The organism is Brevibacterium iodinum ATCC 49514 (assembly GCF_900169265.1).
Classification (GTDB): Bacteria; Actinomycetota; Actinomycetes; order Actinomycetales; family Brevibacteriaceae; genus Brevibacterium; species Brevibacterium iodinum.
In genome coordinates this window covers 1-21,550 of record NZ_FXYX01000005.1, presented here as the reverse complement: position 1 = coordinate 21,550, position 21,550 = coordinate 1, and the positions used below count along the sequence as shown (strand labels likewise).

Sequence of the window (21,550 nt, the reverse complement as noted above, 5' to 3'; positions counted from 1 at the left end):
ACGGCACGACTGACCATCATCCGCCGTTCCCAGGTGATGAATCCGATCACGCGCTATGATCGCAACGATCGGCCGGAATCACAGAAGGGAACCCGGTGTCTGTGATGCTCACAAGAGTCTTCGACAGGTTCATGCCCCCGAACCGTCGACTCAATCCCGAGGCGCTGGCCTGGATCGCAGTGATCGTGCTCGCGATCGTCATGCTGGCGGTGGAATCATCGATCGCCGTCTCGGTCAATGAGGCTCCGGTCGCTCTGGCCTTCGTCGTCACGATCATCCACGTCGGGTCGATGCCGCTGTCGATGCTGCGGCCGCTCTTCGGCACCATCATGTCGATCGCCGCATGCACGGTGCTGCCGCTGCTGGGCCCGCTCGTCTCCGGTGTGCCGTGGCCGTGGATGGTGCCGATGATGATCACTCAGATCGTCATCATCCTCATCATCGGACTCCGTGCCCATTGGGGAGTGGCACTCGGTGCCCTGCTCGGCAGCATCGCCGGTTCAGCGCTCGCCGCAGTGATCATCCACTTCTTCGTCGCCGACTCCCGATCGGACGGGGCGATCGTCAACATCCTCATCTACTCCTGCATCGCCGGCGGTGTCTACCTCGCGGCAGTGATCATCCAGCAATGGCAGCTCATCCGCTCCCAACTGGTGCAGGAGAAGGAGAACACCGCTGAGGAGCACTCGAAACGTGTGACCATCGAAGAGCGAGCCCGGATTGCCCGCGAACTCCACGACATCGTCGCCCACAGCATGTCGATCATCAACATCCAAGCCTCCAGCGCACCTTTCCGACATGAGGGGATCGACGCCGAGGTGGCCAAGGAGTTCGACGACATCTCCACTTCGGCGCGCACCGCCCTGACCGAGATGCGCGGACTGCTCAGCGTGCTGCGCAACGATGAAGGCGGAGGCGAACTGGCGCCGCAGCCGAAGTTCTCCGAGATCGATCCGCTCATCGAGAAGGCCCGACAGGCGGGAGTGCAGGTCACCGTGGAACGCAGCGGCGAACCGATCGACCACCTCATGCGCGACAGCACCGGACTAGCCGGATACCGGATCATCCAAGAAGCCCTGAGCAACGCGATCCGCCACGCCCGCAACTCCGCAATCGCCATCCTCATCCGCGGTGGCAGCTCAGCCGTCTGGATCAGCGTCACCAACGACCACGGCGACGGGCCCGGCGAGGCCGCGAAACACGAGAAGCACAGCCGGCAGGGACTGATCGGCATGCGCGAACGGGCAGCCTCCGTCGGTGGGGAGGTCCGCAGCGGAGCCACTGCCGACGGAGGCTTCGAAGTCGAAGCAGTGCTGCCGCTTTCGCCCCGCGAACGCTCGACCGACGACGGTGAACCGAGCGCCGACACGCCGGTCACGGACACTTCGGTTAAGGACAAGGAGACCCCATGATCAGGATCGTCATCGCCGATGACCAAGCGATGGTCCGCGCCGGCTTCGCCGCGCTGCTGAGCGCTCATGCAGATATCGAGGTCATCGGACAGGCCGAAGACGGTGCACACTGCGTCGATCTCGTCGCCGACCTTGACCCCGATATCGTCCTCATGGACGTCCGAATGCCGCTGATGGACGGAATCGAAGCAACCCGCACGATCGTCGCCGCGAATGCCGAGACCCGGATCATCATGCTCACCACCTTCGACATCGACGACTATGTCTTCGATGCCATCCGCGCCGGGGCCAGCGGTTTCCTCCTCAAGGATGCCCCGCCCAGTGAACTCGCCGAGGCGGTCCGCATCGTCGCCGGAGGCGAAGCGCTCCTGGCGCCGAGCGTGACGAAACGGGTCATCGAACACTTCGCCACCGGAGGACAGAAGCCCAACCGCACAGCGCTGCCCGAACTCACCGACCGAGAACGCGAGATCCTCATCCAAGTCGCCCGCGGAGCGTCCAACACGGAGATTGCGGCGAGTCTGGACATCGCAGTGCAGACCGTGAAGACCCACGTCTCCCGGATCCTGTACAAACTCGATGCCCGAGATCGCGCCCAAGCAGTCATCGCCGCCTACGAATCAGGTCTCATCGTCCCCAACAGCTGAGTTCTGCACCTGTCCTCAGCTCGGACCCCCCTACCCGAGTAGGGGGTGAAGAACGGCTCCCAGGGGTGACGAAAAACGGTGCGGACATCCATAAGGTGGGAACCATGAACCCGTCTGACCGCATGACCTCAGAACCGTCTTCCCCAACTGCGACCGAACTGTCGGCTCCGGCACCGGATCGGGCCACGCGGGCCGCAGTGCTCGAGCGCAGGCGAGCGAAGAGGGGAACCGCCGAACAGGAATTCACAAGCGACTTCAGCGCGCTGATGGCGCAGGTCAAAGAAGCGGGCCTGCTGGCCAGGCGGCCGGGCTGGAACACCCTGCGCTTCGTCCTCCTCGGACTCGGTTACGTTGCATCCTTCGCCATGCTCTTCCTCATCGGTGAGAGCTGGTGGCAGATGGCGACCGCAGTCGTATTCGGCGCACTTTTCACCCAGACCGCCTATGTCGCCCATGACGCAGCACACCGGCAGATCTTCACCAGCGGAAAAGTGGGGGAGTGGGTGTCGACGATCATCGGCAACCTCTTCATCGGACTGAGCTACGGTTGGTGGCTGAAGAAGCACAATGCGCTTCACCACGCCAATCCGAACAAGGCCGGAGTCGACGGAGACATCGCTCCCGGCGCCCTCGTCTTCACTCCTGAGGATGCACGTGAACGCACAGGCCTGGCCAAATGGTTCGCCGCACGTCAGGGCTGGTTCTTCCTGCCGCTGCTGACCCTGGCCGGCCTCCAGCTGCACGTCGAGTCCGTCAAAGCCATCGTCCGGGGACAGTCGTCGATCAAACGCCGTTGGATCGAAGGCGTCCTCATCGGAATCCGCCTCATCGGGCTCCCCGCGCTCGCCATCTGGGCGGCAGGTCCCCTCATCGGCAGCGTCTTCTTCCTCGTCCAGCTCGCCGTCTTCGGCGTGCATATGGGCGGATCATTCGCCCCCAACCACAAGGGCCAGCCGATCGTTCCCAAAGATGTGAAGATCGACTTCCTGCGCCGTCAGACGCTGATGTCACGCAATATCTCCGGCGGTCGCTTCATGGGATTCCTCATGGGCGGTCTGAACTATCAGATCGAACACCACCTGTTCCCCAGCATGCCGAGCGTCAACCTGCACCGGGTGCAGCCGATGGTCCGCGAATACTGCCGCCAGAAGGACATCACCTACACCGAGACGACCCTGCTCGAGTCCTACAAGATCATCATCGCCTACCTCAACCGGGTGGGCCTCGGCGAAGCAGACCCCTTCGACTGCCCCGTCACCGCGCAGTTCCGGTCCCGCTGAGAACTCAGGTGAGGTGATCGTGATCGCCGGAGACCCATTCTGCGTAGCGTTCCGCCGATGTCTGCACCGCAGAATACGCATCAGTGCCGATCGACTGACCGAAGTTGCCGTACATGCGGTCGAAGTCGAGATCGATCACCGAGGCGGCGATGCGCCTGACGACCGCGGCCGACAACGGCAGATAGTTCGGGAAGCTGCGCATGAACGTCACCCACCCCGATCGCGCCACCGGACCGATCGAATCGCCGCTGAGCATGACCCCGGCGCCGTCGGCGCCCGTCCAGACTGCCACCGCACTGCCGGGGAAATGACCTCCCGTCCTCCGGAGCCTCACCCCCGGCACCGGCTCCGCCTCGTGGAAATAGGGGCAGACGGCCCGGCCGGTCCGCTGCACCCATTCGAGGTCGGCCCGGCACACGAAGACGGGAGCTCCATCGAATGCGGCACTCCATTCCAACTGGGTGCCGAACATGTGCGGGTGGCTGGCGGCGATCGCCGCAACTCCGCCGAGGTCCCGGACCGCCGCGACCGCCTCGGCGTCGATATAGGCGGGGACATCGAAGAGCACATTGCCGGATTCGGTGCACGCGAGATAGCAGGTCTGCCCGATCCCGAGCTTCGGTTCGACGCGGATGGCGAATAGACCGGGTTCCCGCTCCGTGGTGGTGATGCGGTGGCCTTCGGATTCGAGGTCTGCCCGAGTCGTCCACTGTTGGCCGGAGTCAGGAACCCATTGCCGATCGTCCTCGCAGATCGGACACAGCTGTGGTGGAGGCGTCGTCGTCTCGACCCCGCAGGTGCGGCAGATCGTCACATCGGAAAATGCCACCATGTCATCCTCTCGGTTCCACAAAGGAAACCACAGACTCCCACCGAGCCTAGTCCTCACATGAAGTGAAGACCAGGGTCGATGGGAGTCCGACGACGCGGCAGCTTGTCAGTGGGCGGCCGTGTGCGCCTTCCTGTGGGCGATGACGTGGCCGACGAGGATGAGCGCGATGCCGACGACCAGCCAAGCGCTGAGCACCCACCACTGGAGAGCCAACGGCGCGTCTCGGAAGTAGGAGAGATCGCGCAGCAGCGTGCCGGCCGCTCCGGGGACGAAGAACTGACCGATATCGCCCCAGTCCCCCGACGACTCAGTAGACGATGGTGCCGACCAGGCGCATCCGCCGTGAACGGATGCCCATGCTGGTGAGCACACCGCCGACGATGCCGCCGAGGGTCAACGGCAGACCCGCGATGGCCAGGCCCGCATCGGAGGGATCGTCGTCGGAGAGCGGCACGACGTCGGTGATCTTCACCTGCGGAACCTCCATCGCCGAGGCGGCCGGACCGGCGTCGTCTCCAGCTGGGTTGCCCTGCGGCGGGTCCTGACCGGAGGCAGCGGCCTCGTGAGCCTTCTGCATCTGGTTATTCGTTTTCTGGGGGAGATGTGCCGAAGGTCACCGAGGAGCACAAGAGTGCGATGCGTGCCAGGATTCAGGATGCGGCGCTGGCCTGCTTCGCACGAAGGGGGTTCGCCGGTGCGTCGATGGCCGACATCGTCAAGGAAGCGGGGCTGTCTGCCGGAGCGGTCTACGTCTACTACGCGTCGAAGGCAGACCTGATGATCGAGGTCGCCCGCCGGGTGATGGAGCCGCGCATGGCGGTGCTCGAGGCGGCCAAGTCCGGAAGTGAGGTGGCAGCTCCTGCCGAGGTGTTCGTCGAGCTCATCGATTCCCTGCTCATCGACAATCCGTTCGCCTCGGTCATGGTTCAGGTCTGGGGAGAGTCTTCCTACGACAAGGAGTTCGCGAGTTTCGCCGGTGGGGTATTCGAGTCGCTCATCAAAGAATTCACCGTCTATCTTGCTGCCTATCTGCAGGATCAGCGGGGAGCGGACGCTGAAGCCGCGCGGGCTCGGGCTTCGGCAATGGTGCCGGGGCTGCTGGCCATGATCCAGGGGGCCGTCGTCCAGGCGACCGTCTTCGGCGAATCCTCTCGGCTGCGGGTACGGGCCGGAATCGAAGCAGTGCTCGCCAGCGTCGATTTCTGAGTTCGTCGGCTGCTCAGACGGAATCGCCGTCGTCATCGACCGAGTGGACGCGATCTTCGCGCATGCTCACCGTATCGACGCCGCTCAGTTCCATGAGCGGGGCGACGAGCAGGTGCAGAGACCGCTTCCGTCGAACCTCACATCGACCTGCACCATCCGCGTCTCGTCGGGGGACTCGAAGCGGCGCGAATCGACGATGGTATTCGCAAAACCCATTCGGCCGGCCAGAGCGAGGATCTCGCGGAGGACACCGGCCCCGTCGCGGTAGGTGATGCGCAGGAGTTTGCGGTGGTCGCTGTTGGGGATCTTGCGGATGAGAGGCGCGATGACGAACAGTGTGAACAGGTGCAGGGCAGTGAGCATCGTGGCCAAGGGAAGCATTCCCGCACCGCAGGCCATTCCGACGGCCGCGGTGACCCAGATGGTTGCGGCGGTGGTGAGTCCGCGGACCATGTTGCGTCCTTTGAAGATGACTCCGGCGCCGAGGAAGCCGATTCCGGAGACGATCTGCGCGGAGATCCGTGAAGGGTCGAGGCGGACGTCGTTCTCGAGCACTCCGGCGAATCCATACGCGGAGATCAGAGTGAAAGCGCAGGTGCCGATGCCCACGAGCACGTGGGTGCGGTACCCGGCGGCCTTCTGTCTGAACTGCCGCTCGAAGCCGATGAGGGAACACAGGACGAAGCTGGCCAGCAGCAGGCCGGCTTCCAACAGGCCGGTGCTGCTCATGATGTTCTCAACCGACGCGGAGTTGACCATAGTGCCTTCATCATAGCCCCACCCCCAACGAACAACCCCCTATTGCTACCTGACGGCGGCTCAGCAACCTCGCGCGAGGTTGCTGAGCCGCCGTCAGGTAGCAATAGGGGGTGTTTTGGTCAGTTGCAGCCGTCGGGGCCGCAGGCGGCGCCGACGGAGAAATCCTCTGTCGAGTCATCCGCTGACTGTGGAGTGTCCGCGAGCACCGTGAGCTTCCGTCCTTCGTCCCAAGCCGTCTCGAGTGCCTGAGAGAAGACCTCCGCCGGTTGGGCTCCGGAGATGCCGTACTTGCGGTCGATGACGAAGAACGGGACTCCATTGGCGCCGAGCGAACGGGCCTCACTGATATCGGCCCGTACCTCATCCGAGAATTCATCGGTTGCGAGGATTCGGCGGACCTCGTCGGGATCGAGGCCGATCTCACTTCCCACCTCGGCGAGGTAGTCGACGTCACCGATGTCGCGACCCTTCTCGAAGTGGCCCGAGAGCAGCATCTCCTTGGCCTCGGAGATCAGTCCGTGGGTCTTGGCGAAGTGGAGGAAGCGATGGGCGGTGAAGCTGTTGGCCACGACGATCGAGTCGAAGTCATAGTTCAGGCCGACTCCGGCGGCCTGCTGAGTGACATGGTCGAACATCTGCCGCACCTGATCGGCGGGCATGCCCTTCATCTGGCTGAGGTATTCGGTCTCGGTGCCGTCGAAGTGATCGGGCAGGCTCGGATCAAGCTGGAAACTGCGCCATTGTACGTCGACGTCGTCCCTGTGAGCGAAGCCGTCGAGGGCATCCTCGAACCGACGTTTTCCGATATAGCACCAGGGGCAGGCGATGTCCGACCAGATCTCGATCTTCATATCAATGCCAACCGTGCCCATCTCATGGTTATTCCGCAGGTCCGACTCAGAACAGAGCCTGCTGCGATGGGGCGGCGAGCTGCTGCGTCGGAGCTGGCTCGCCCGCCTTCTGCGGGGTTCGGCTCAAGCCCGGGCGGCCGCGCATCCTCGAAGTCGCAGGGTAGTCGTCATCGCTGCGTCCGCGCAGGTCATAGCGGTCGATGAGGGGGTTGATGCGCTCACTGAGCCACCGACGATACTCCGTCGAGGCGTAGGATGAGCCGGCGTACATCCTGCGATATCGGGGGAGCAGCTCGGGGCGGTGGCGTTCGAGCCATTCGAAGAACCATTCGCGGGCGCCGGGGCGCAGGTGCAGCGCCCCGTAGACGACTCGTGCGGCTCCGGCGCCTTTGATCGCTCGAAGAGCGGATTCGAGGTGGTCACGGGAGTCGGTGAGCTTCGGCATGATCGGCATCATGAACACGGTGACATCGAACCCGAGTTCTGCAGCCGCGCGCACGGTGGCCAGCCTGGCCTTCGTCGTCGGCGTGCCGGGTTCGAGGCTCTGCTGCAGAGCGTCGTCGTGAACGGCGATCGACATGCTGATCTCAACAGGAGCGTCTTCGGCGACGCGGGCCAGCAGAGGCAGATCCCGTCGCAGCAGCGTGCCCTTGGTCAGAATCGACATCGGAGTCGACTGTTCGGCCAGTGCGGTGATGATCCCCGGCATGAGGGAGTAGCGGCCTTCGGCGCGCTGATAGGGGTCGGTGTTCGTGCCGAGCGCGACATGGTCTCGCGCCCAACTCGGGCGTGCCAGTTCGGCGGCGAGGACATCGGCGATATTGATCTTGACGACGACCTGGCGATCGAAGTCCGTCCCGGAATCAAGATCGAGGTAGCGGTGAGTGTTCCTGGCGAAGCAGTACACGCAGGCGTGTGAGCAGCCGCGGTAGGGGTTGACAGTCCAGGAGAAGGGCATCGAGCTGGACTGGGGAACCTTGTTCAGTGCCGACTTCGCCAGCACCTCGTGGAAGGTGATTCCTGAGAATTCCGGCGTCTGCACCGACCGGACCAGTCCCTTCGTCCCGAAGAGGACAGGTGTGCTGGGGTCGGTGCTGTCGCTCGCTTCGTTCCACCGCATAAAATCATTCGAACACGAGTTCGAATGTGAGTCAAGGGCGGGGCGTTACACTCAGGCGAGGTCAGGAAACGCGCAGCCCCTTGAACTCGCTGCGGTGGAAGACCAGGGCCTCGGGTCCGTCGCCATTGCGAGTGCCGAGGATCTCGAGCAGGGCCACGGTGTGGTCGCCGGCCGCGACCTCATCGTAGAGCCGGGTCCAGAGGAACGCTGAGCTGCCGGGGATCGTCAGTGCGCCTCCGGCAGTGACCTCAGGGCTGACGCCGGTGAATCGTCGACTGCGATCCTTCGCCGCCAACTGCCTGGCCAGGTGCTCTTGGTCGGTGCCCAGCAGAGAGATCCCCAGCTCGGGAGCTCGCCGCAGGGCGGGCCAGGTGGTCGATGTGTTCTGGACGGCGACGCTGACCAAGGGTGGGTCGAGGGAGACGCCGACGGTGAGGGTGGAGGCGACGAGGCCCAGGGGCGCCGCATCGATTTCGGCGCCGATGAAGGCGACTCCCTGGGGAAAATGGGAGAAGGCCTCGCGGAGAGCCTCGGGTGTTGCTGGGGTCACCGGGGCCGGTGACTGTGCGGTGCGGTCTGCCAAGAGCGTCATTCCTTCACCTCTGTGTTCGGATGGTCGTCGGCGTCTCAAATACCAGCTGATGCGATGACGCCCGCTGATCCGTTGAGCAATCCAAGAGCGTGGGTTCGTCTGTCGATGTCGTTGAGGTCGATCATTGCAAAGCGGAAGCGCCGGTGTCGTGGCCGAGGTCATATGAAGACGACTTATGACCGCATATGACGCTGAGAGTCGGGGCGTGACGGAAGCGTGCGGCCGGTGACGGGGTTCGGGCATAGATTGCTCAGCGAATCATGCGCTCGTCAGGCAACGAGCCGCCCGAACCCCGCCGCAGAGGAGAACCCTATGACGCAGACGCCGGTCACCGCACCGAGCACCCAGGACCCGCCGCAGCGGCTCCTGTCCGGAAAGAAGCGGGTGCTGGCCTCGGCCTTCGCCGGGACGACGATCGAGTGGTACGACTTCTACCTCTACGGCACCGCCGCGGCACTGATCTTCAACGTCCAGTTCTTCCCCTCCGACAGTGAGCTCGGCAGCCGACTCGCGTCCTTCGCTACTCTCGCCGTCGGATTCTTCGCTCGGCCCTTGGGCGGAATCGTTGCCGGCCACCTCGGCGACCGTGTCGGTCGCAAGGCTCTGCTCGTCGTCTCCCTTCTGTCCATGGGGACGGCGTCGTCGCTCATCGGCCTGGTCCCGAACTTCGACGCCATCGGCTGGTGGGCCGCTGTCTCCCTCGTCGTTCTGCGTATCGTCCAGGGCCTGTCGGCAGGGGCCGAGTGGGGCGGATCGGCTCTGCTGTCCGTTGAACATGCACCCGCCCGCAAACGCGGTCTCTTCGGATCCTTCACTCAGATCGGATCGGCGGCGGGAATGCTGCTGGCCACCAGCGCCTTCTTCCTCGTCCAGAACCTGATGAGTGATGAAGCGTTCGAGGCCTTCGGCTGGCGCATCCCCTTCCTCGCCTCCGCGCTGCTCGTGGCACTGGGACTGTGGATCCGCCTCGGCGTCTCCGATGCACCTGAGTTCCAGGAGCTCAAGGATTCCGGAAAGGTCGCCAAAGCACCGCTGCGGGAGGTGCTGACCGCTCATCCTCGGGTCCTGCTCGTCACCATCGGACTGCGGCTGGCACAGAACAGCGTCTTCTACCTCATCACCGTCTACATGCTCAGCTACCTGGCGGAGAATCGCGGCGATTCGACCTCGGGAGTCACAGCCGTCATGATCGCCTCGGCGGTCGGACTGGTGACCGGACCGGCTTGGGGGTGGGCCTCGGACCGGATCGGTCGCAAGCCCGTGACGATCTTCGGACTCATCGGCATCGCAGTATTCGGCTGGTTCTTCTTCGCCTTCCTCGACGCAGGCCCACTGGGACTGCTGCCCCTGGTCGTCATCCTCGGCATGAATCTCGCCCACGATGCCGTCTATGGTCCCCAGGCGGCCTGGTTCGCCGAACAGTTCCCCATCGAGATCCGCTACTCGGGTGTGAACATGGGCTACCAGCTGGGCACCGTCATCGGCGGCGGAATCATGCCGATGGTCGCGGCCCTGCTCTACGTCGCCGGCGGCCACTCGCCGTGGCTCATCTGCGGCTACCTTACCCTCCTGTGCGTCCTCTCGCTCATCGCCGCCATCGGCGCCAAAGATCCTGCCCGAGCGCTCGCCCGCACCGCGGCCTGAACTCACCCGCCGATACGTCGGCCCGCACCCATCGCACCACCATGATTAGGAGACTCCCATGACGAAACCGATCCTGCTCAATGCCTTCGACATGATGACCCCGGTCCACCAGTCACCCGGAATGTGGCGCCACCCGGAATCGAGAGTCGACGAGTTCACCCAGCTGTCCTTCTGGACCGACCTGGCCAAGACCCTCGAGGACGGCGGATTCTCCTCTCTCTTCCTCGCCGACATCCTCGGCGTCTATGACGTGTACGGCGGCAATGCCGATGTCACGAACCGTGGGGGAGTGCAGTTCCCGCTGCTCGACCCCCTCGTCGCCGTCCCCGCCATGGCCGCAGCCACGACAACGCTGGGATTCGGTGTGACCGCCTCGGTGACCTATGAGAAGCCCTACCTGCTCGCCCGCACCCTGACCACCCTGGATCACTTCACGAACGGGCGTGTGGCCTGGAACATCGTCACCAGCTATGTCGACTCCGCTGCCCGCAACCTCGGGCTCAAGGGCCAGATCCCGCACGATGAGCGCTACGACCGGGCCGATGAGTTCATGGAGGTCATGTACAAGCTGTTCGAGGGCTCGATCACTCCGGACGCACTCAAAGCCGATGCCGACGCCAACGTCTTCGTCGACCCGAACGAGGTCCACGACATCGGCCACGACGGCAAGTTCTTCACCGTCCCCGGTCAGGCGCTCGCCGTCCCCGGACCGCAGGGCACCCCGCTGCTCTTCCAGGCCGGTGCATCCAAACGCGGCCAGGAATTCGCGCTCGACCACGCCGAGGCGATCTTCTTCTCCGGACCGACCCCGGAGATCCTGCGCAGCTGGGTCGACAAGGTTCGTGACGGACTCGAAGAGCGCGGACGCGCCCGTGACGCGGTGAAGATCTTCGCTCTGGCCACCGTCATCGTGGACGACACTGACGAAGCCGCCGAGGCTCGCCTGGCCGACTATCGCCGCTACGTCGACACCGAATCCGCGCTGTCCCTGTTCGGCGGATGGACCGGAGTCGACCTCTCAGGAGCCGACCCCGAAGACACCCTCGAATACGTCTCGACCGAAGCCAACCAATCCGCGCTCGCCTCCTTCACCACCATGGCCGGAGACAAACCCTGGACGATTCGGGACCTCGCGGAGTTCGTCGCCCTCGGCGGACGCGGACCGGTCATCACCGGATCGCCGGAGACCATCGTCGACGAGTTCGAACGATGGATGACCGAAGCCGATATCGACGGATTCAACATCGCCGCGGCCGTGCGCCCGGCCGATGCCGAACGCTTCACGAAGTACGTCTCACCCGAACTGCGCCGCCGCGGACTCCTGCCCGAACCGACCGCAGGTGCCACGGTGCGCGAGCAGCTCACCGGCGCCGGTCCCCGCCTGGCCGAGGACCACACGGGTGCCAAGTACCGCCTCGGCGAGGGTGCTCGCGTCTGAACAGACGAAGACTGATAAACGCGAAAATGGTCGTGGGGCATAATGGTCTGCGGCCGTTTTCCGCACCGTGAACCGAACTGAGACCGCGAATGAGCGCACCGTTACCGCTGACCACCACAGACACGTCCGCGGATCGCGGATACCAGCGCAAAGCGCTCTTCGCCGCAGCCGTCGGCTACGGACTCGATGGATTCGACCTCCTCATCTTGTCCTTCGCGCTCTCCGGCATCATCACCTCCTTCGGGCTCAGCGACGTGCAAGCCGGGTCCCTGTCGACGATCACCCTGCTCGGCGCCGTGGTCGGCGGAATTGTCTTCGGGGCGCTCGCCGACCGGCACGGCAGGGTGCGAGTGCTCACCTGGACGGTCCTCATCTTCGCAGTGTTCACCGGACTGTCGGCGCTGGCACAGGGGTATTGGGATCTCGCGGCCTACCGGTTCATCGCCGGGATCGGAATCGGCGGTGAGTTCGGCATCGGCATGGCCTTAGCCGCCGAGGCGGTGCGTGCCGACCAGCGAGCGCGGGCCACATCATGGGTGGGAGTGGGTTTCCAGCTCGGCGTATTCGCCGCAGCCGTCGTCTCGGCTCCCGTCATCGCCCTGTGGGGCTGGCGGGCACTGTTCGTCATCGGGCTCTTCCCTGCGATCTTCGCCTTGATCATCCGCCGCGGAATCGACGAACCCGAAGCGTTCGTCAAAGCCCAGAAGTACACGGAGAAGCTCGCCGAGGATGCCGACCGAGACGCAGCCCAGATCAGTGGCGGATCCGGTCAGGTCGGACTGCCGGAGTCGTTCGGTGCGAAGATCGCCGCACTCGTCAAAGACCGGGAGACCGTGAAGATCACCCTGGCCCTGACGATCCTCACCAGCGTGCAGAACTTCGGCTACTTCGGGATCATCACCTGGCTGCCGAACTACCTGTCCGAGCAGATGGATCTGGGAGTCACCAAGGGCTCGCTGTGGACTGCGGTGACGGTCATGGGCATGCTTGCCGGAATCCTCATCTTCGGGCAGGTCGCCGACCGACTCGGCCGCCGCCCCGCATTCTGGATCTTCCAATCCGGAGCCATCGTCTCGATCCTCGCCTACAGTCAGTTCACGGACCCGACAGCCCTGTTGGCCGGAGGACTCTTCATGGGCGCCTTCGCCAACGGCATGCTCGGCGGGCACGGGGCGCTGCTGGCCGAGCTCTATCCCACGGCGATCCGAGCAACGGCTCAGAACGTCATCTTCAACATCGGCCGCGCCGTCGGGGGACTGGCCCCGGTCGTCATCGCTCTGCTCGCCGGCCACCTCGGGTTCGGGTTCGCGCTGGCTCTGCTGCCGACGATCTACGTCATCCAGTTCCTCGCCATGTTCCTCATCCCCGAAAGACGCGGCCACAGCCTCGATTGACGCGATCCTGTGCGTGACGAACTGTGACGTCAGGTGACAGTTCTCAGCCGCAGCGCCACCATACTTGACGACTGTGACTTCGACAGATCCCGCCGCGAACGCGGCACAGACACCACCCGCATCCACCGGAACCGAGCAGGCGGGGCCGCAGCAGAAGCGCCTCGTGAGATCGGCCGCCGACATCCACGCGATCCTCGCAGAATTCGGTTCGCAGGGCACCAAGACGAAAGCCGTCATCATCCTCGCCCTCGGCGGAATCTTCATGGATGCCTACGATTTCTCCTCACTGGCCTTCGGCATCACGGCGATCAAGGAGCAGTTCGGGCTCTCCGGCTTCATGACCGGCCTCGTCAACGCCTCGATCATGGTCGGAGCCGTCATCGGCGCACTCTTCGGCGGATACCTCGTCGACCGATTCGGCCGCTACAAACTGTTCATGGCCGATATGGTCTTCTTCGTCATCGCCGCCATCGGCTGTGCGGTGGCACCGAACGAATGGGTGCTCATCGTCTTCCGCTTCGTCATGGGCATCGGCGTCGGCCTCGACCTGCCGGTGGCTATGGCATTCCTCGCCGAATTCTCGAAGCTCAAGGGCAAGGGCAACCGGTCCCAGCGAGTCAACGCCTGGTCACCGGCCTGGTACTTCGCGACCGGTATGGGCTATGTCATCGTCCTCATCATCTTCATCACCCTGCCCTATGACCAGCACGCGATCCTGTGGCGACTCGTCGTCGGCTTCGGCGCCGTTCCCGCGCTCATCGTGCTCCTCGTCCGCCGCCGCTACCTCGCCGAATCTCCAGAATGGCTGGCCAACCAGGGCGACCTGAAGGGCGCCGTCGAGGTCATGCGCACCCACCACAATCTCAATGTCGAACTTGCTCCTGCCGCCGACCGGGAGACTCCAAACGATGCAGCGACTCCCGTCAAGGGCGGTCGCTGGAGCGGTTTCGCCGAACTCTTCTCCCCGCGCTACCGGGTGCGAACCATCGTCGCACTCTGCGTGTCCGTGTTCTCGACCTTCGGCTACAACGCGGTCGCGTACGGCACACCGCTCATCATCACAACGCTCTTCCACCAGACCCCGCTGGTGACGATCATCGCCTCGCTGGTCATCAACCTGGGCTTCGGCACGATCGGCGGACTGCTCGGAATGAGCATCGTCAACCGCTTCGGCACGCGCAAGATCACCTTGGTCGGATTCATCATCCAAGCCCTGGCGCTGGGAACACTGGCGATCGTGGGAATCCCGAACGGGGCTCTCGTCCTCGTCGCGGTGGCCATGCTCGCGGCCTTCGTGTTCGCTCAGGCCGGGGGACCGGGAGCGAACCTCATGAACTATGCGACCCTGTCGTATCCGACCCGGCTGCGCGGAATCGGCATCGGCTTCAACCAATCGGTCCTGCGTGCCTTCTCGATCGTCTCACTCATCATGTTCCCGATCCTTGCAGCCTCGCTGGGCACAGGAGTGTTCTGGATCGTCGCCTGCGCACCGCTGGCGGGCACGATCGCCGTCGGCATCGTCGCTTGGGACCCGACGGCCAAGGACGTCGAGCACGAAGACTGAGGCCCGCGACCAGCGCTGACCGTCCAGAGCAGTGCACTGCGCGTATGACGAGGCGGAGCGGACATGACCAGCGGGAACGCCCACGGTGAGAATGAATGGTATGCCATCGAGCGTAATGCTCGTTCGACCGTTCCCCGGTCGCGTCCCCGAGCGGGCCGGGTGCGGTTGCGGCCGCATATGCAAGGGTGCAGTGAAATCGCCCGGCCCGATTCATTGCCAGTGGGGTGTGAGCCGGGTTGCCCTGAATCGAACAGATGAACGGTGCCGCAGGGCTGTGTTGACTTTGTTGGTATCCCATTTGGGGCGTCGACCGGATCCAAGGAGTGGACTGTATGAGGAAGACCGAATCGGCGGAGGCGCCAGCGCCCACACGCCTAGGGCCCAGCCCCGAACAGTTGGCGGCTCATCGCATCAGTCCGCGCTTCTACAACGCCGATCTCGCCCCGTCCCGCAAGGAGGGGCGCAGTTGGACGGCCTACAGCGTCTTCACCCTGTGGGCCAACGATGTGCACTCTCTGGGCAACTACGGCTTCGCTCTCGGACTCTTCGCACTCGGCCTCGGCGCCTGGCAGATCCTCCTCGCCCTCCTCGTCGGTGCGGCCCTGCCGTTCTTCCTGATCACCCTCTCCGGTTTCATGGGCTACAAGACAGGCGTGCCCTATCCGGTGATGAGCCGGATCTCCTTCGGCATCCACGGGGCCCAGTGGCCGCCTCGGTGCGGGGCATCGTCGCCATCGCCTGGTTCGGCATCCAGACCTACCTGGCCTCGAGCGTCCTCAACGTCATGCTGCTGACGATGTTCCCCGGACTGCAATCATGGGCCGATGCCGAATTCCTCGGACTCTCCGGGCTCGGCTGGTTCCCCTTCACCCTGCTGTGGGTCATCCAAGTCATCATCGTCAGCTACGGTATGGAGATGATCCGCCGCTACGAAGCCATCGCCGGACCGATCATCCTCGTGACCTTCCTCGCCCTGGCAGTCTGGATGCTCATCCGTGTCGACTTCTCCATCGCATGGTCGCCCGACGACGCGCTCAGCGGCTGGGAGATGTGGGCGCACATCTTCGGCGGAGGCGCGTTGTGGGTGTCCATCTACGGCACCTTCGTGCTCAACTTCTCCGACTTCACGAGGGCCGCGAAGAAGCGCGGCTCGATCGTCGTCGGCAACTTCTGGGGCATCCCGGTGAACATGCTCGTCTTCGGACTCGTCGTCATGAACTTCCGCAGCGCCGGCATCATCTCCGCCGTCATCGGCTTCGTCATCCTGCCCTGGAACCTGTATGACTCACCGGTGGTCATCGTCTACTTCCTCGGTGGACTCGGCGCCCTGCTCGCACCCCTGTTCGGCGTGGTCATGGTCGACTACTGGGTGGTGCGCAGAACGAAGGTGAATGTGCCCCAGCTCTACACCGAAGCCGGCGACGGTGAGTACTTCTACCACCGCGGGTTCAACTGGCGAGCTATCGGAGCCTTCATCCCCGCCTCAGCGATCTCACTGGTCTTTGCACTCGTCCCCGCGTTCTCCGGCATCTCCGAGTTCTCCTGGTTCTCCGGGGCTGCGATCGCCGCGCTCATCTACTTCGTCATCGCCCGCCGCGACTTCACCTTCCGTGAGGTCGACGGTGAGGAGATCGCCGTCCCGACCCATCACTGATCGGAGCCGAATCGTGAGAATCCTCGTCGTCAACGTCAATACGACCGAGTCCATGACCGAGGGCATCGTCCGCGTGGCACGGCAGGCCGCCTCGGCGGGAACCGAGATCATCGGTCTGACCCCCGAATTCGGAGCCGAATCCTGCGAAGGCAACGTCGAAAGCCATCTCGCGGCGCTCGGCGTCATGGACGCTGTCCTGAAATATCCCGGCGAATTCGACGCCGTGATCCAGGCCGGGTACGGAGAGCACGGCCGCGAGGGCCTGCAGGAGCTGTTGGACGTGCCCGTCGTCGACATCACCGAGGCGGGGGCCGCCCTGGCGATGTTCCTCGGCCGCCGCTATTCCGTCGTCACCACGCTCGACCGGACCCTCCCGCTCATCGAGGACAGACTGCTGCTGGCCGGTCTCGACTCCCACTGCGTGTCCGTGCGGGCATCGGGAATGGCCGTGCTCGAGCTCGAGGAGAATCCGCAGGCTGCGATCGAAGCGATCACCGATCAGGCCGCCGAGGCGGTCGACCGTGACCGTGCCGAGGTCATCGTGCTCGGCTGCGGTGGGATGGCGGAACTCGGGGCGACGATCACTGAGCGCTGCGCCGTGCCCGTCGTCGACGGGGTCGCTGCCGCCGTGCGCCTGGCCGAATCTCTCGTCGGTCTGGGGCTGAGCACGTCGAAGGTGCGCACCTATGCGCCTGCCCGTGAGAAGAAGCTCAGCGGCTGGCCGCTCGGTCAGTCGACGTCGGCCGGATCCGCTGCGATGGGGTCTGCATCCTCTGCGGCCGGGACCACGACGGACTCTGCATCCTCTGCGGCGGGATCGGCGGCGGCAGGGTCGCCCTGACCTTCTTCGGGCACGGTCTTGGCCAACCGCTTCGAATGCTTGTCGTGCTGCTCCTGGCTCGTTCCCAGATGGCGACCGGCCAGGGACCCGGCCAGCGTCTGATCCCGGCGGGCGATGGCGTCGAAGAGCTCGGCATGCTCGGTGGCGACGACTGCAAGGTCATCATGCTGACTCAGCTGCCACCGCATCCGTGAATCCAGCAGGGCACCGATCTCGCCGAGGAGCTCATTGCCCGAGAGTTCGGTGACGATGGCATGGAATTCCGCGGCACAGCGATGGGCACCGGCGACGTCCCCGGCATCGGCGAGCTCTCGGCCCTTGAGCATCGTGGCTTCCAGTCGAGCCAGGCCCTCACGGGTATGACGCTGAGCGGCGAGCTCGAACGAGAGGACGTCGAAGACCGTGCGCACCTCGTTGAGGTCGGCGATGTCGCTGGGGGAGAACTCCCTGACCGTCGACCAGGTGTTCGGACGGTTCGTCACCAGCCCTTCCGAGGCGAGTTTCTTCAGCGCCTCGCGGATGGGCACTCTTGAGACTCCGAGCTCAGTGGCGAGGTTGCGTTCGACGAGCCGCGAACCCGGTCGACGGTGGCCTTCGATGATCTCATTGCGCAGCGCCTCGGTGACCCGCATGGTCTCCGACTGGGGGCTTTCAGATGACTTCATCCCATCCTTCATCTCACTGTGAGCGCTTCATGGCGCGGCCCAGTGTATCGAGCCCGACCGAGCCGAGACCCAGCGCTCGGGTGTGGAAGTCCTTGAGATCGAAATCGGCACCCGCCGCAGCCTTCGCCTCATCACGGTACTGCTCCCACAGTCGCTGACCGATCTTGTAGCTCGGTGCCTGCCCGGGCCAGCCGAGGTAGCGGTCGAGCTCGAATGCCAGAAACGACCGGTCCATGGCCACATTGTCGGTGAGGAACTGCCACGCCTTCACCCGATTCCAGATCCCGCCGCCGAGGCTCTCAGGTGCCTCGAGGCCGAGGTGGAAGCCGATGTCGAGGACGACACGGGCGGCACGCAGCCGCTGCGAATCGAGCATGCCGAGGTAGTCGCCGGGATCGTCGAGGAACCCAAGGTCGGCCATGAGCTCCTCCGCGTACAGCGCCCACCCCTCACCGTGGCCGGATACCCAGCACATGAGGCGGCGCCAGCGGTTGAGGGTGTCGGAGACGTAGGTGGCCTGACCGACTTGGAGATGGTGGCCGGGCACACCCTCGTGGTAGACGGTGGTCTTCTCCTGCCAGGTGGCGAAGTCCGTGACGCCTTCGGGCACCGACCACCACATGCGGCCGGGGCGGGAGAAGTCGTCGGTCGGGCCGGTGTAGTAGATTCCGCCGGTGGCCGAAGGCGCGATCATGCATTCGATCGTGCGCACGGGTTCGGGAATGTCGAAATGGGACTTGCCGAGTTCGCGGATCGCCTCATCGGCCACACCCTGCATCCAGTCCCGCAGCGCCTCGGTGCCGTGCAGGGTCCGCTGCGGGTCGTTGTTGAGAGCGTCCATGACCTCGAACAGGTCGGCGCCGGGCATGATCTTCTCTGCCACTTCGCGTTGCTCGGCGTCGATGCGCTCGAGTTCTTCGAGACCCCAGGCGTAGGTCTCGTCGAGGTCGACCTCGGCGCCGAGGAAGTCCCGGGAATACAGTGCGTATGCTTCGCGACCGCACGCCTCGTCGTCACCGGCGGCGGGAAGGAGCTGTTCGCCCAGGAAATCGGCCAGTTTCGCTGCGGACTCGCGAGCCGCCTCGGCGTGGGTGTCGAGATCTGAGCGCAGGGCGTCGGGAACATCGGCGCCGGCGACGAGGCGATCGAAGTTGCTGCCAGGTTCGGCCAGGGCACGGGCCTGTTCGATGACCTTCTCGACCTGGATGCGGGCGGCGACGCGACCATTGTCGCGCGCCATCGTCAGGGACTCCTGGTAGCCGGCCAACGAGCCGGGCACGGCAGCCAGGGTGGTCGAGATCGTCTCCCAATCGGCCGTGGTCTCCGTGGGCATGAGGTCGAAGGCGTCGCGGACTTGCTGCAACGGGGATTCGATGACGTTGAGACTGGCGTGCTTGATCCCGGCGGCGAAGTAGTCGCGGTCGACGCCGAGGCGATCACGCATCGCATCGATGGTCACGAGGTCGACGTCGTCGAGGTCGGAGCCGTCCGCGGCCTCATCGAGGCGGGCCAGGGTCCGTACGGTGACATCGTTGACCGCGGAGAGCCCGGCCGGTGAGAAGTCGTCGAAGCCCTGTGCACCTTCGAGTCCGAGGTAGAGGGCGAGCGAGGGGGAGAGGGCGAGCATGTCATCGACGTAGTCTTCAGCGACCGCATCGACGGCGGAGGGGGTTCTCTTCACAGTCATGATGACACCCTATCGCGAGCTGAGTCACAACCGCGGTGGACCGGACCACGCAATCGCTGAGAACCCGCTAATGTGTCACTGTTCCCCGCAGGCAGCAGAAAGTGAGACCGATCTCCAGTGGCACGAGCGAAGCTGTGGACGAAGGACTTCATCGTCGGAATCGCGCTCAACCTGACGATGTCGATGGTCTTCTATCTGCTCATGACGTCGATGGCAGGGTATGCAGTAGCACGGTTCTCCGCCGGTGAGGCCGCAGCCGGCTTCGCCTCCTCGTCGTTCGTCGTCGGTGCCGTGGTCGCTCGCGTGCTCACCGGGAAATATCTCGACTTCATCGGGCGGCGCAAACTGCTCATCATCACCATGGCGGTCTCCGTGCTCGCCTCCCTGGCCTATATCTTCGCCGGTGATCTCACTCTGCTCCTGGCGCTGCGCATCGTCCACGGTATTGCCTTCGGCGCCGGGAACACGGCGATCATGACAGCCATCCAAAGCATCATTCCGGCCTCCCGCAGGGGAGAGGGCACCGGATACTTCGGCACGGCGACGACCCTGTCGACGGCGCTCGGACCGTATCTGGGGGTCCTCCTGCCCCGTGAGTTCGACTTCGCCATGCTCTTCGTCGCGTCGGCGTTCATGTCCGTCCTCGCCCTCATCTGCTGTTGCCTCATCCGGCTGCCCGTGCAGGAGATCAGCGACTATCAGCGGCGCACGAAATGGCATCTCAAACTCGGCACCCTCGTCGACCGGGACGGACTGCGGATCGGTTCGGTCATGCTCCTGGCCGGCACCGCGTATGCGGCAGCGCTGGTGTTCCTCGCCGGATATGCGGCCGAACACGGCGTCGCCTCCGCGGCGTCCCTGTTCTTCGTAGCCTTCGCCGTGGCCTCCCTGTTCGCCCGTCTGTTCGTCGGGCGGCTGCAGGACACTCTCGGTGACAATGCGGTGATCTTGCCCGTCTTCATTGCCGATATAGCCGGCAACGTTCTGCTGGCGCTGTGGCCGACGATGGCGGGGATCGTTCTGGCCGGAGTGCTCATCGGCCTCGGTTTCGGTTCGCTGATGCCGTGCATGCAGGCGATCACAGTGAAGTCCGTGCCCATGAACCGCGTCCCGGTCGCCACCGCGTCGTTCTTCCTCCTCCTCGATGCAGGCTCCGGCATCGGCCCTGTGATCCTCGGCGTCCTCTACCCGTTCACAGGCGGAAACGGAATGTTCTTGGTCTGTGCCGGGCTCGTCGTGGTCGCCATCGGCGTGTACGTCGTGGTGCACGGACGTCGCCGAGGCGGACGCCCCGGCAGCGAATACCTCACCTGATCCCTCCCAGAACTACTGTGAGTATTGATGGTGGCTGGTCTGGGACTGGCTGGCAGAGTAGGAACTGACCGTCCCATCGATCATCATGACCCTCAGAACTACTGACTCGAACGATGTCCTCGTCGGGATCTGTCTGATGATTGGTGGGCGGTCGGCACCGGCTCGGCCCACATCGATAACTTGATCAGAAGGTTGTCCGTTCCTGACCGAACGTGACTCATCACAGTAGTGTTTCGACGTGACTATCTCCCGGACCGGAGCCGACCGTTCGACGGTCGGACCTCATCCGCTCTGACACAGGAGAATCACGAACCGTCATGACTATCATCTCGCATTTATACGCGTTTGTCGTGGGCGTCGACACCCACGCGAAGAACCACGTCTACAGTGTCCTCACCCACACTGGTGAGCACGTCGACACTGCCACGTTCCCGACCACGAAAGCTGGCATCAAACGAGCCCTGACGTGGGTCGGCCGCCGTACTCGCGGGGACCTGAACACCCTGTGGGTGATCGAGGGTATCGGCACTTACGGGGCGATCCTGGCCGACCATGTCGCCGACGCAGGCTATACGGTCGCCGAGGCTGCCAGCATGAATGCTCGCGACCGGCACGCCACGGGCAAGGACGACCGGATCGATGCCAGACGG

At 64.3% G+C, this 21,550-nt stretch carries 19 protein-coding genes and 1 pseudogene; 12 read left to right on the top strand and 8 right to left on the bottom strand.

Features of this window, described 5'->3' with window-relative positions:
* Window positions 1-104: 104 nt before the first annotated feature.
* The 3 genes from BI49514_RS05625 to BI49514_RS05615 all read left to right on the top strand — a co-directional run bounded on the left by BI49514_RS05625 (window position 105) and on the right by BI49514_RS05615 (window position 3,339).
* Window positions 105-1,412, top strand: a complete 1,308-nt coding sequence (locus BI49514_RS05625) for a sensor histidine kinase (RefSeq protein ID WP_101545023.1) — start codon at window positions 105-107, stop codon at window positions 1,410-1,412.
* Window positions 1,409-2,059 carry a response regulator gene (locus BI49514_RS05620; protein WP_101545021.1) on the top strand — a complete coding sequence of 217 codons (651 nt, stop codon included), beginning with the start codon at window positions 1,409-1,411 and terminating at the stop codon, window positions 2,057-2,059. Before BI49514_RS05625 ends, BI49514_RS05620 begins: the two co-directional genes overlap by 4 nt.
* 104 nt (window positions 2,060-2,163) lie before the next feature.
* Window positions 2,164-3,339 carry a fatty acid desaturase family protein gene (locus BI49514_RS05615; RefSeq protein ID WP_244195057.1) on the top strand — a complete coding sequence of 392 codons (1,176 nt, stop codon included), beginning with the start codon at window positions 2,164-2,166 and terminating at the stop codon, window positions 3,337-3,339.
* Between the two features lie 4 nt (window positions 3,340-3,343).
* On the opposite strand, the gene BI49514_RS05610 is transcribed toward BI49514_RS05615, so the two are convergent.
* Together BI49514_RS05610 and BI49514_RS05605 are read right to left on the bottom strand one after the other, a co-directional pair.
* Window positions 3,344-4,171 (bottom strand): MBL fold metallo-hydrolase, encoded by an 828-nt coding sequence (locus BI49514_RS05610; RefSeq protein ID WP_101545019.1) that lies wholly within the window; start codon window positions 4,169-4,171, stop codon window positions 3,344-3,346.
* A 307-nt stretch (window positions 4,172-4,478) separates the two neighbouring features.
* Window positions 4,479-4,748, bottom strand: coding sequence for a hypothetical protein (locus BI49514_RS05605; RefSeq protein WP_101545017.1), 270 nt, complete (start codon window positions 4,746-4,748; stop codon window positions 4,479-4,481).
* Window positions 4,749-4,774: 26 nt separating this feature from the next.
* Here BI49514_RS05605 and BI49514_RS05600 point away from each other — a divergent pair, with 26 nt between their 5' ends.
* Window positions 4,775-5,377 (top strand): TetR/AcrR family transcriptional regulator, encoded by a 603-nt coding sequence (locus BI49514_RS05600; RefSeq protein ID WP_145996185.1) that lies wholly within the window; start codon window positions 4,775-4,777, stop codon window positions 5,375-5,377.
* An 84-nt stretch (window positions 5,378-5,461) separates the two neighbouring features.
* Here BI49514_RS05600 and BI49514_RS05595 read toward each other — a convergent pair whose 3' ends face one another.
* From BI49514_RS05595 to BI49514_RS05580, 4 genes are all read right to left on the bottom strand, one after another.
* A complete protein-coding gene (locus BI49514_RS05595; RefSeq protein ID WP_338063764.1) occupies window positions 5,462-6,106 on the bottom strand; it encodes an MgtC/SapB family protein in 645 nt (214 codons plus the stop codon).
* Window positions 6,107-6,255: 149 nt separating this feature from the next.
* On the bottom strand, window positions 6,256-6,987 hold the full coding sequence (locus BI49514_RS05590) for a DsbA family oxidoreductase (protein ID WP_101545015.1): 732 nt from the start codon (window positions 6,985-6,987) through the stop codon (window positions 6,256-6,258).
* Window positions 6,988-7,033: 46 nt separating this feature from the next.
* A complete protein-coding gene (locus BI49514_RS05585; RefSeq protein WP_101545012.1) occupies window positions 7,034-8,107 on the bottom strand; it encodes an Rv2578c family radical SAM protein in 1,074 nt (357 codons plus the stop codon).
* Between the two features lie 61 nt (window positions 8,108-8,168).
* Entirely contained in the window at window positions 8,169-8,699 is a 531-nt protein-coding gene (locus BI49514_RS05580; protein WP_101545009.1) for a flavin reductase family protein, read from the bottom strand.
* Window positions 8,700-9,011: 312 nt separating this feature from the next.
* Between BI49514_RS05580 and BI49514_RS05575 the strand changes: the two genes are divergently transcribed.
* From BI49514_RS05575 to BI49514_RS05550, 6 genes and pseudogenes are all read left to right on the top strand, one after another.
* Complete coding sequence (locus BI49514_RS05575) at window positions 9,012-10,343, top strand: MFS transporter (protein WP_101545007.1); 1,332 nt, start codon at window positions 9,012-9,014, stop codon at window positions 10,341-10,343.
* A 58-nt stretch (window positions 10,344-10,401) separates the two neighbouring features.
* The gene (locus tag BI49514_RS05570; protein WP_101545005.1) at window positions 10,402-11,781 is read left to right on the top strand and encodes an LLM class flavin-dependent oxidoreductase; all 1,380 of its coding nucleotides are present in this window, start codon (window positions 10,402-10,404) and stop codon (window positions 11,779-11,781) included.
* An 89-nt stretch (window positions 11,782-11,870) separates the two neighbouring features.
* Window positions 11,871-13,175 carry an MFS transporter gene (locus tag BI49514_RS05565; RefSeq protein WP_101545003.1) on the top strand — a complete coding sequence of 435 codons (1,305 nt, stop codon included), beginning with the start codon at window positions 11,871-11,873 and terminating at the stop codon, window positions 13,173-13,175.
* Window positions 13,176-13,248: 73 nt separating this feature from the next.
* Window positions 13,249-14,739, top strand: a complete 1,491-nt coding sequence (locus BI49514_RS05560) for an MFS transporter (RefSeq protein WP_167443932.1) — start codon at window positions 13,249-13,251, stop codon at window positions 14,737-14,739.
* 332 nt (window positions 14,740-15,071) lie between these two features.
* A pseudogene (locus tag BI49514_RS05555) lies at window positions 15,072-16,393 on the top strand (cytosine permease).
* A 13-nt stretch (window positions 16,394-16,406) separates the two neighbouring features.
* Window positions 16,407-17,234 (top strand): aspartate/glutamate racemase family protein, encoded by an 828-nt coding sequence (locus BI49514_RS05550; RefSeq protein ID WP_101544999.1) that lies wholly within the window; start codon window positions 16,407-16,409, stop codon window positions 17,232-17,234.
* Here the strand turns inward: BI49514_RS05550 and BI49514_RS05545 are convergent.
* Together BI49514_RS05545 and BI49514_RS05540 are read right to left on the bottom strand one after the other, a co-directional pair.
* On the bottom strand, window positions 17,123-17,899 hold the full coding sequence (locus BI49514_RS05545; RefSeq protein WP_101544998.1) for a GntR family transcriptional regulator: 777 nt from the start codon (window positions 17,897-17,899) through the stop codon (window positions 17,123-17,125). The genes BI49514_RS05550 and BI49514_RS05545 overlap by 112 nt on opposite strands.
* Window positions 17,900-17,912: 13 nt before the next feature.
* Complete coding sequence (locus BI49514_RS05540) at window positions 17,913-19,586, bottom strand: DUF885 domain-containing protein (RefSeq protein ID WP_101544996.1); 1,674 nt, start codon at window positions 19,584-19,586, stop codon at window positions 17,913-17,915.
* Between the two features lie 117 nt (window positions 19,587-19,703).
* On the opposite strand from BI49514_RS05540, the gene BI49514_RS05535 reads away from it, so the two are divergent.
* On the top strand, window positions 19,704-20,900 hold the full coding sequence (locus BI49514_RS05535; RefSeq protein ID WP_101544994.1) for an MFS transporter: 1,197 nt from the start codon (window positions 19,704-19,706) through the stop codon (window positions 20,898-20,900).
* 317 nt (window positions 20,901-21,217) lie between these two features.
* The coding region (locus BI49514_RS05530) for an IS110 family transposase (protein WP_145996184.1) at window positions 21,218-21,550 on the top strand (333 nt) is incomplete at its 3' end.

Excerpts from the sequence above, each read along its gene's own strand:
- BI49514_RS05625 (WP_101545023.1), top strand. The coding sequence starts at position 105 with ATGCTCACAAGAGTCTTCGACAGGTTCATGCCCCCGAACCGTCGACTC.
- BI49514_RS05620 (WP_101545021.1), top strand. The coding sequence starts at position 1,409 with ATGATCAGGATCGTCATCGCCGATGACCAAGCGATGGTCCGCGCCGGC.
- BI49514_RS05615 (WP_244195057.1), top strand. The coding sequence starts at position 2,164 with ATGAACCCGTCTGACCGCATGACCTCAGAACCGTCTTCCCCAACTGCG.
- BI49514_RS05610 (WP_101545019.1), bottom strand. The coding sequence starts at position 4,171 with ATGGTGGCATTTTCCGATGTGACGATCTGCCGCACCTGCGGGGTCGAG.
- BI49514_RS05605 (WP_101545017.1), bottom strand. The coding sequence starts at position 4,748 with ATGCAGAAGGCTCACGAGGCCGCTGCCTCCGGTCAGGACCCGCCGCAG.
- BI49514_RS05595 (WP_338063764.1), bottom strand. The coding sequence starts at position 6,106 with ATGAGCAGCACCGGCCTGTTGGAAGCCGGCCTGCTGCTGGCCAGCTTC.
- BI49514_RS05590 (WP_101545015.1), bottom strand. The coding sequence starts at position 6,987 with ATGAAGATCGAGATCTGGTCGGACATCGCCTGCCCCTGGTGCTATATC.
- BI49514_RS05585 (WP_101545012.1), bottom strand. The coding sequence starts at position 8,107 with ATGCGGTGGAACGAAGCGAGCGACAGCACCGACCCCAGCACACCTGTC.
- BI49514_RS05580 (WP_101545009.1), bottom strand. The coding sequence starts at position 8,699 with ATGACGCTCTTGGCAGACCGCACCGCACAGTCACCGGCCCCGGTGACC.
- BI49514_RS05575 (WP_101545007.1), top strand. The coding sequence starts at position 9,012 with ATGACGCAGACGCCGGTCACCGCACCGAGCACCCAGGACCCGCCGCAG.
- BI49514_RS05570 (WP_101545005.1), top strand. The coding sequence starts at position 10,402 with ATGACGAAACCGATCCTGCTCAATGCCTTCGACATGATGACCCCGGTC.
- BI49514_RS05565 (WP_101545003.1), top strand. The coding sequence starts at position 11,871 with ATGAGCGCACCGTTACCGCTGACCACCACAGACACGTCCGCGGATCGC.
- BI49514_RS05545 (WP_101544998.1), bottom strand. The coding sequence starts at position 17,899 with ATGAAGTCATCTGAAAGCCCCCAGTCGGAGACCATGCGGGTCACCGAG.
- BI49514_RS05540 (WP_101544996.1), bottom strand. The coding sequence starts at position 19,586 with ATGACTGTGAAGAGAACCCCCTCCGCCGTCGATGCGGTCGCTGAAGAC.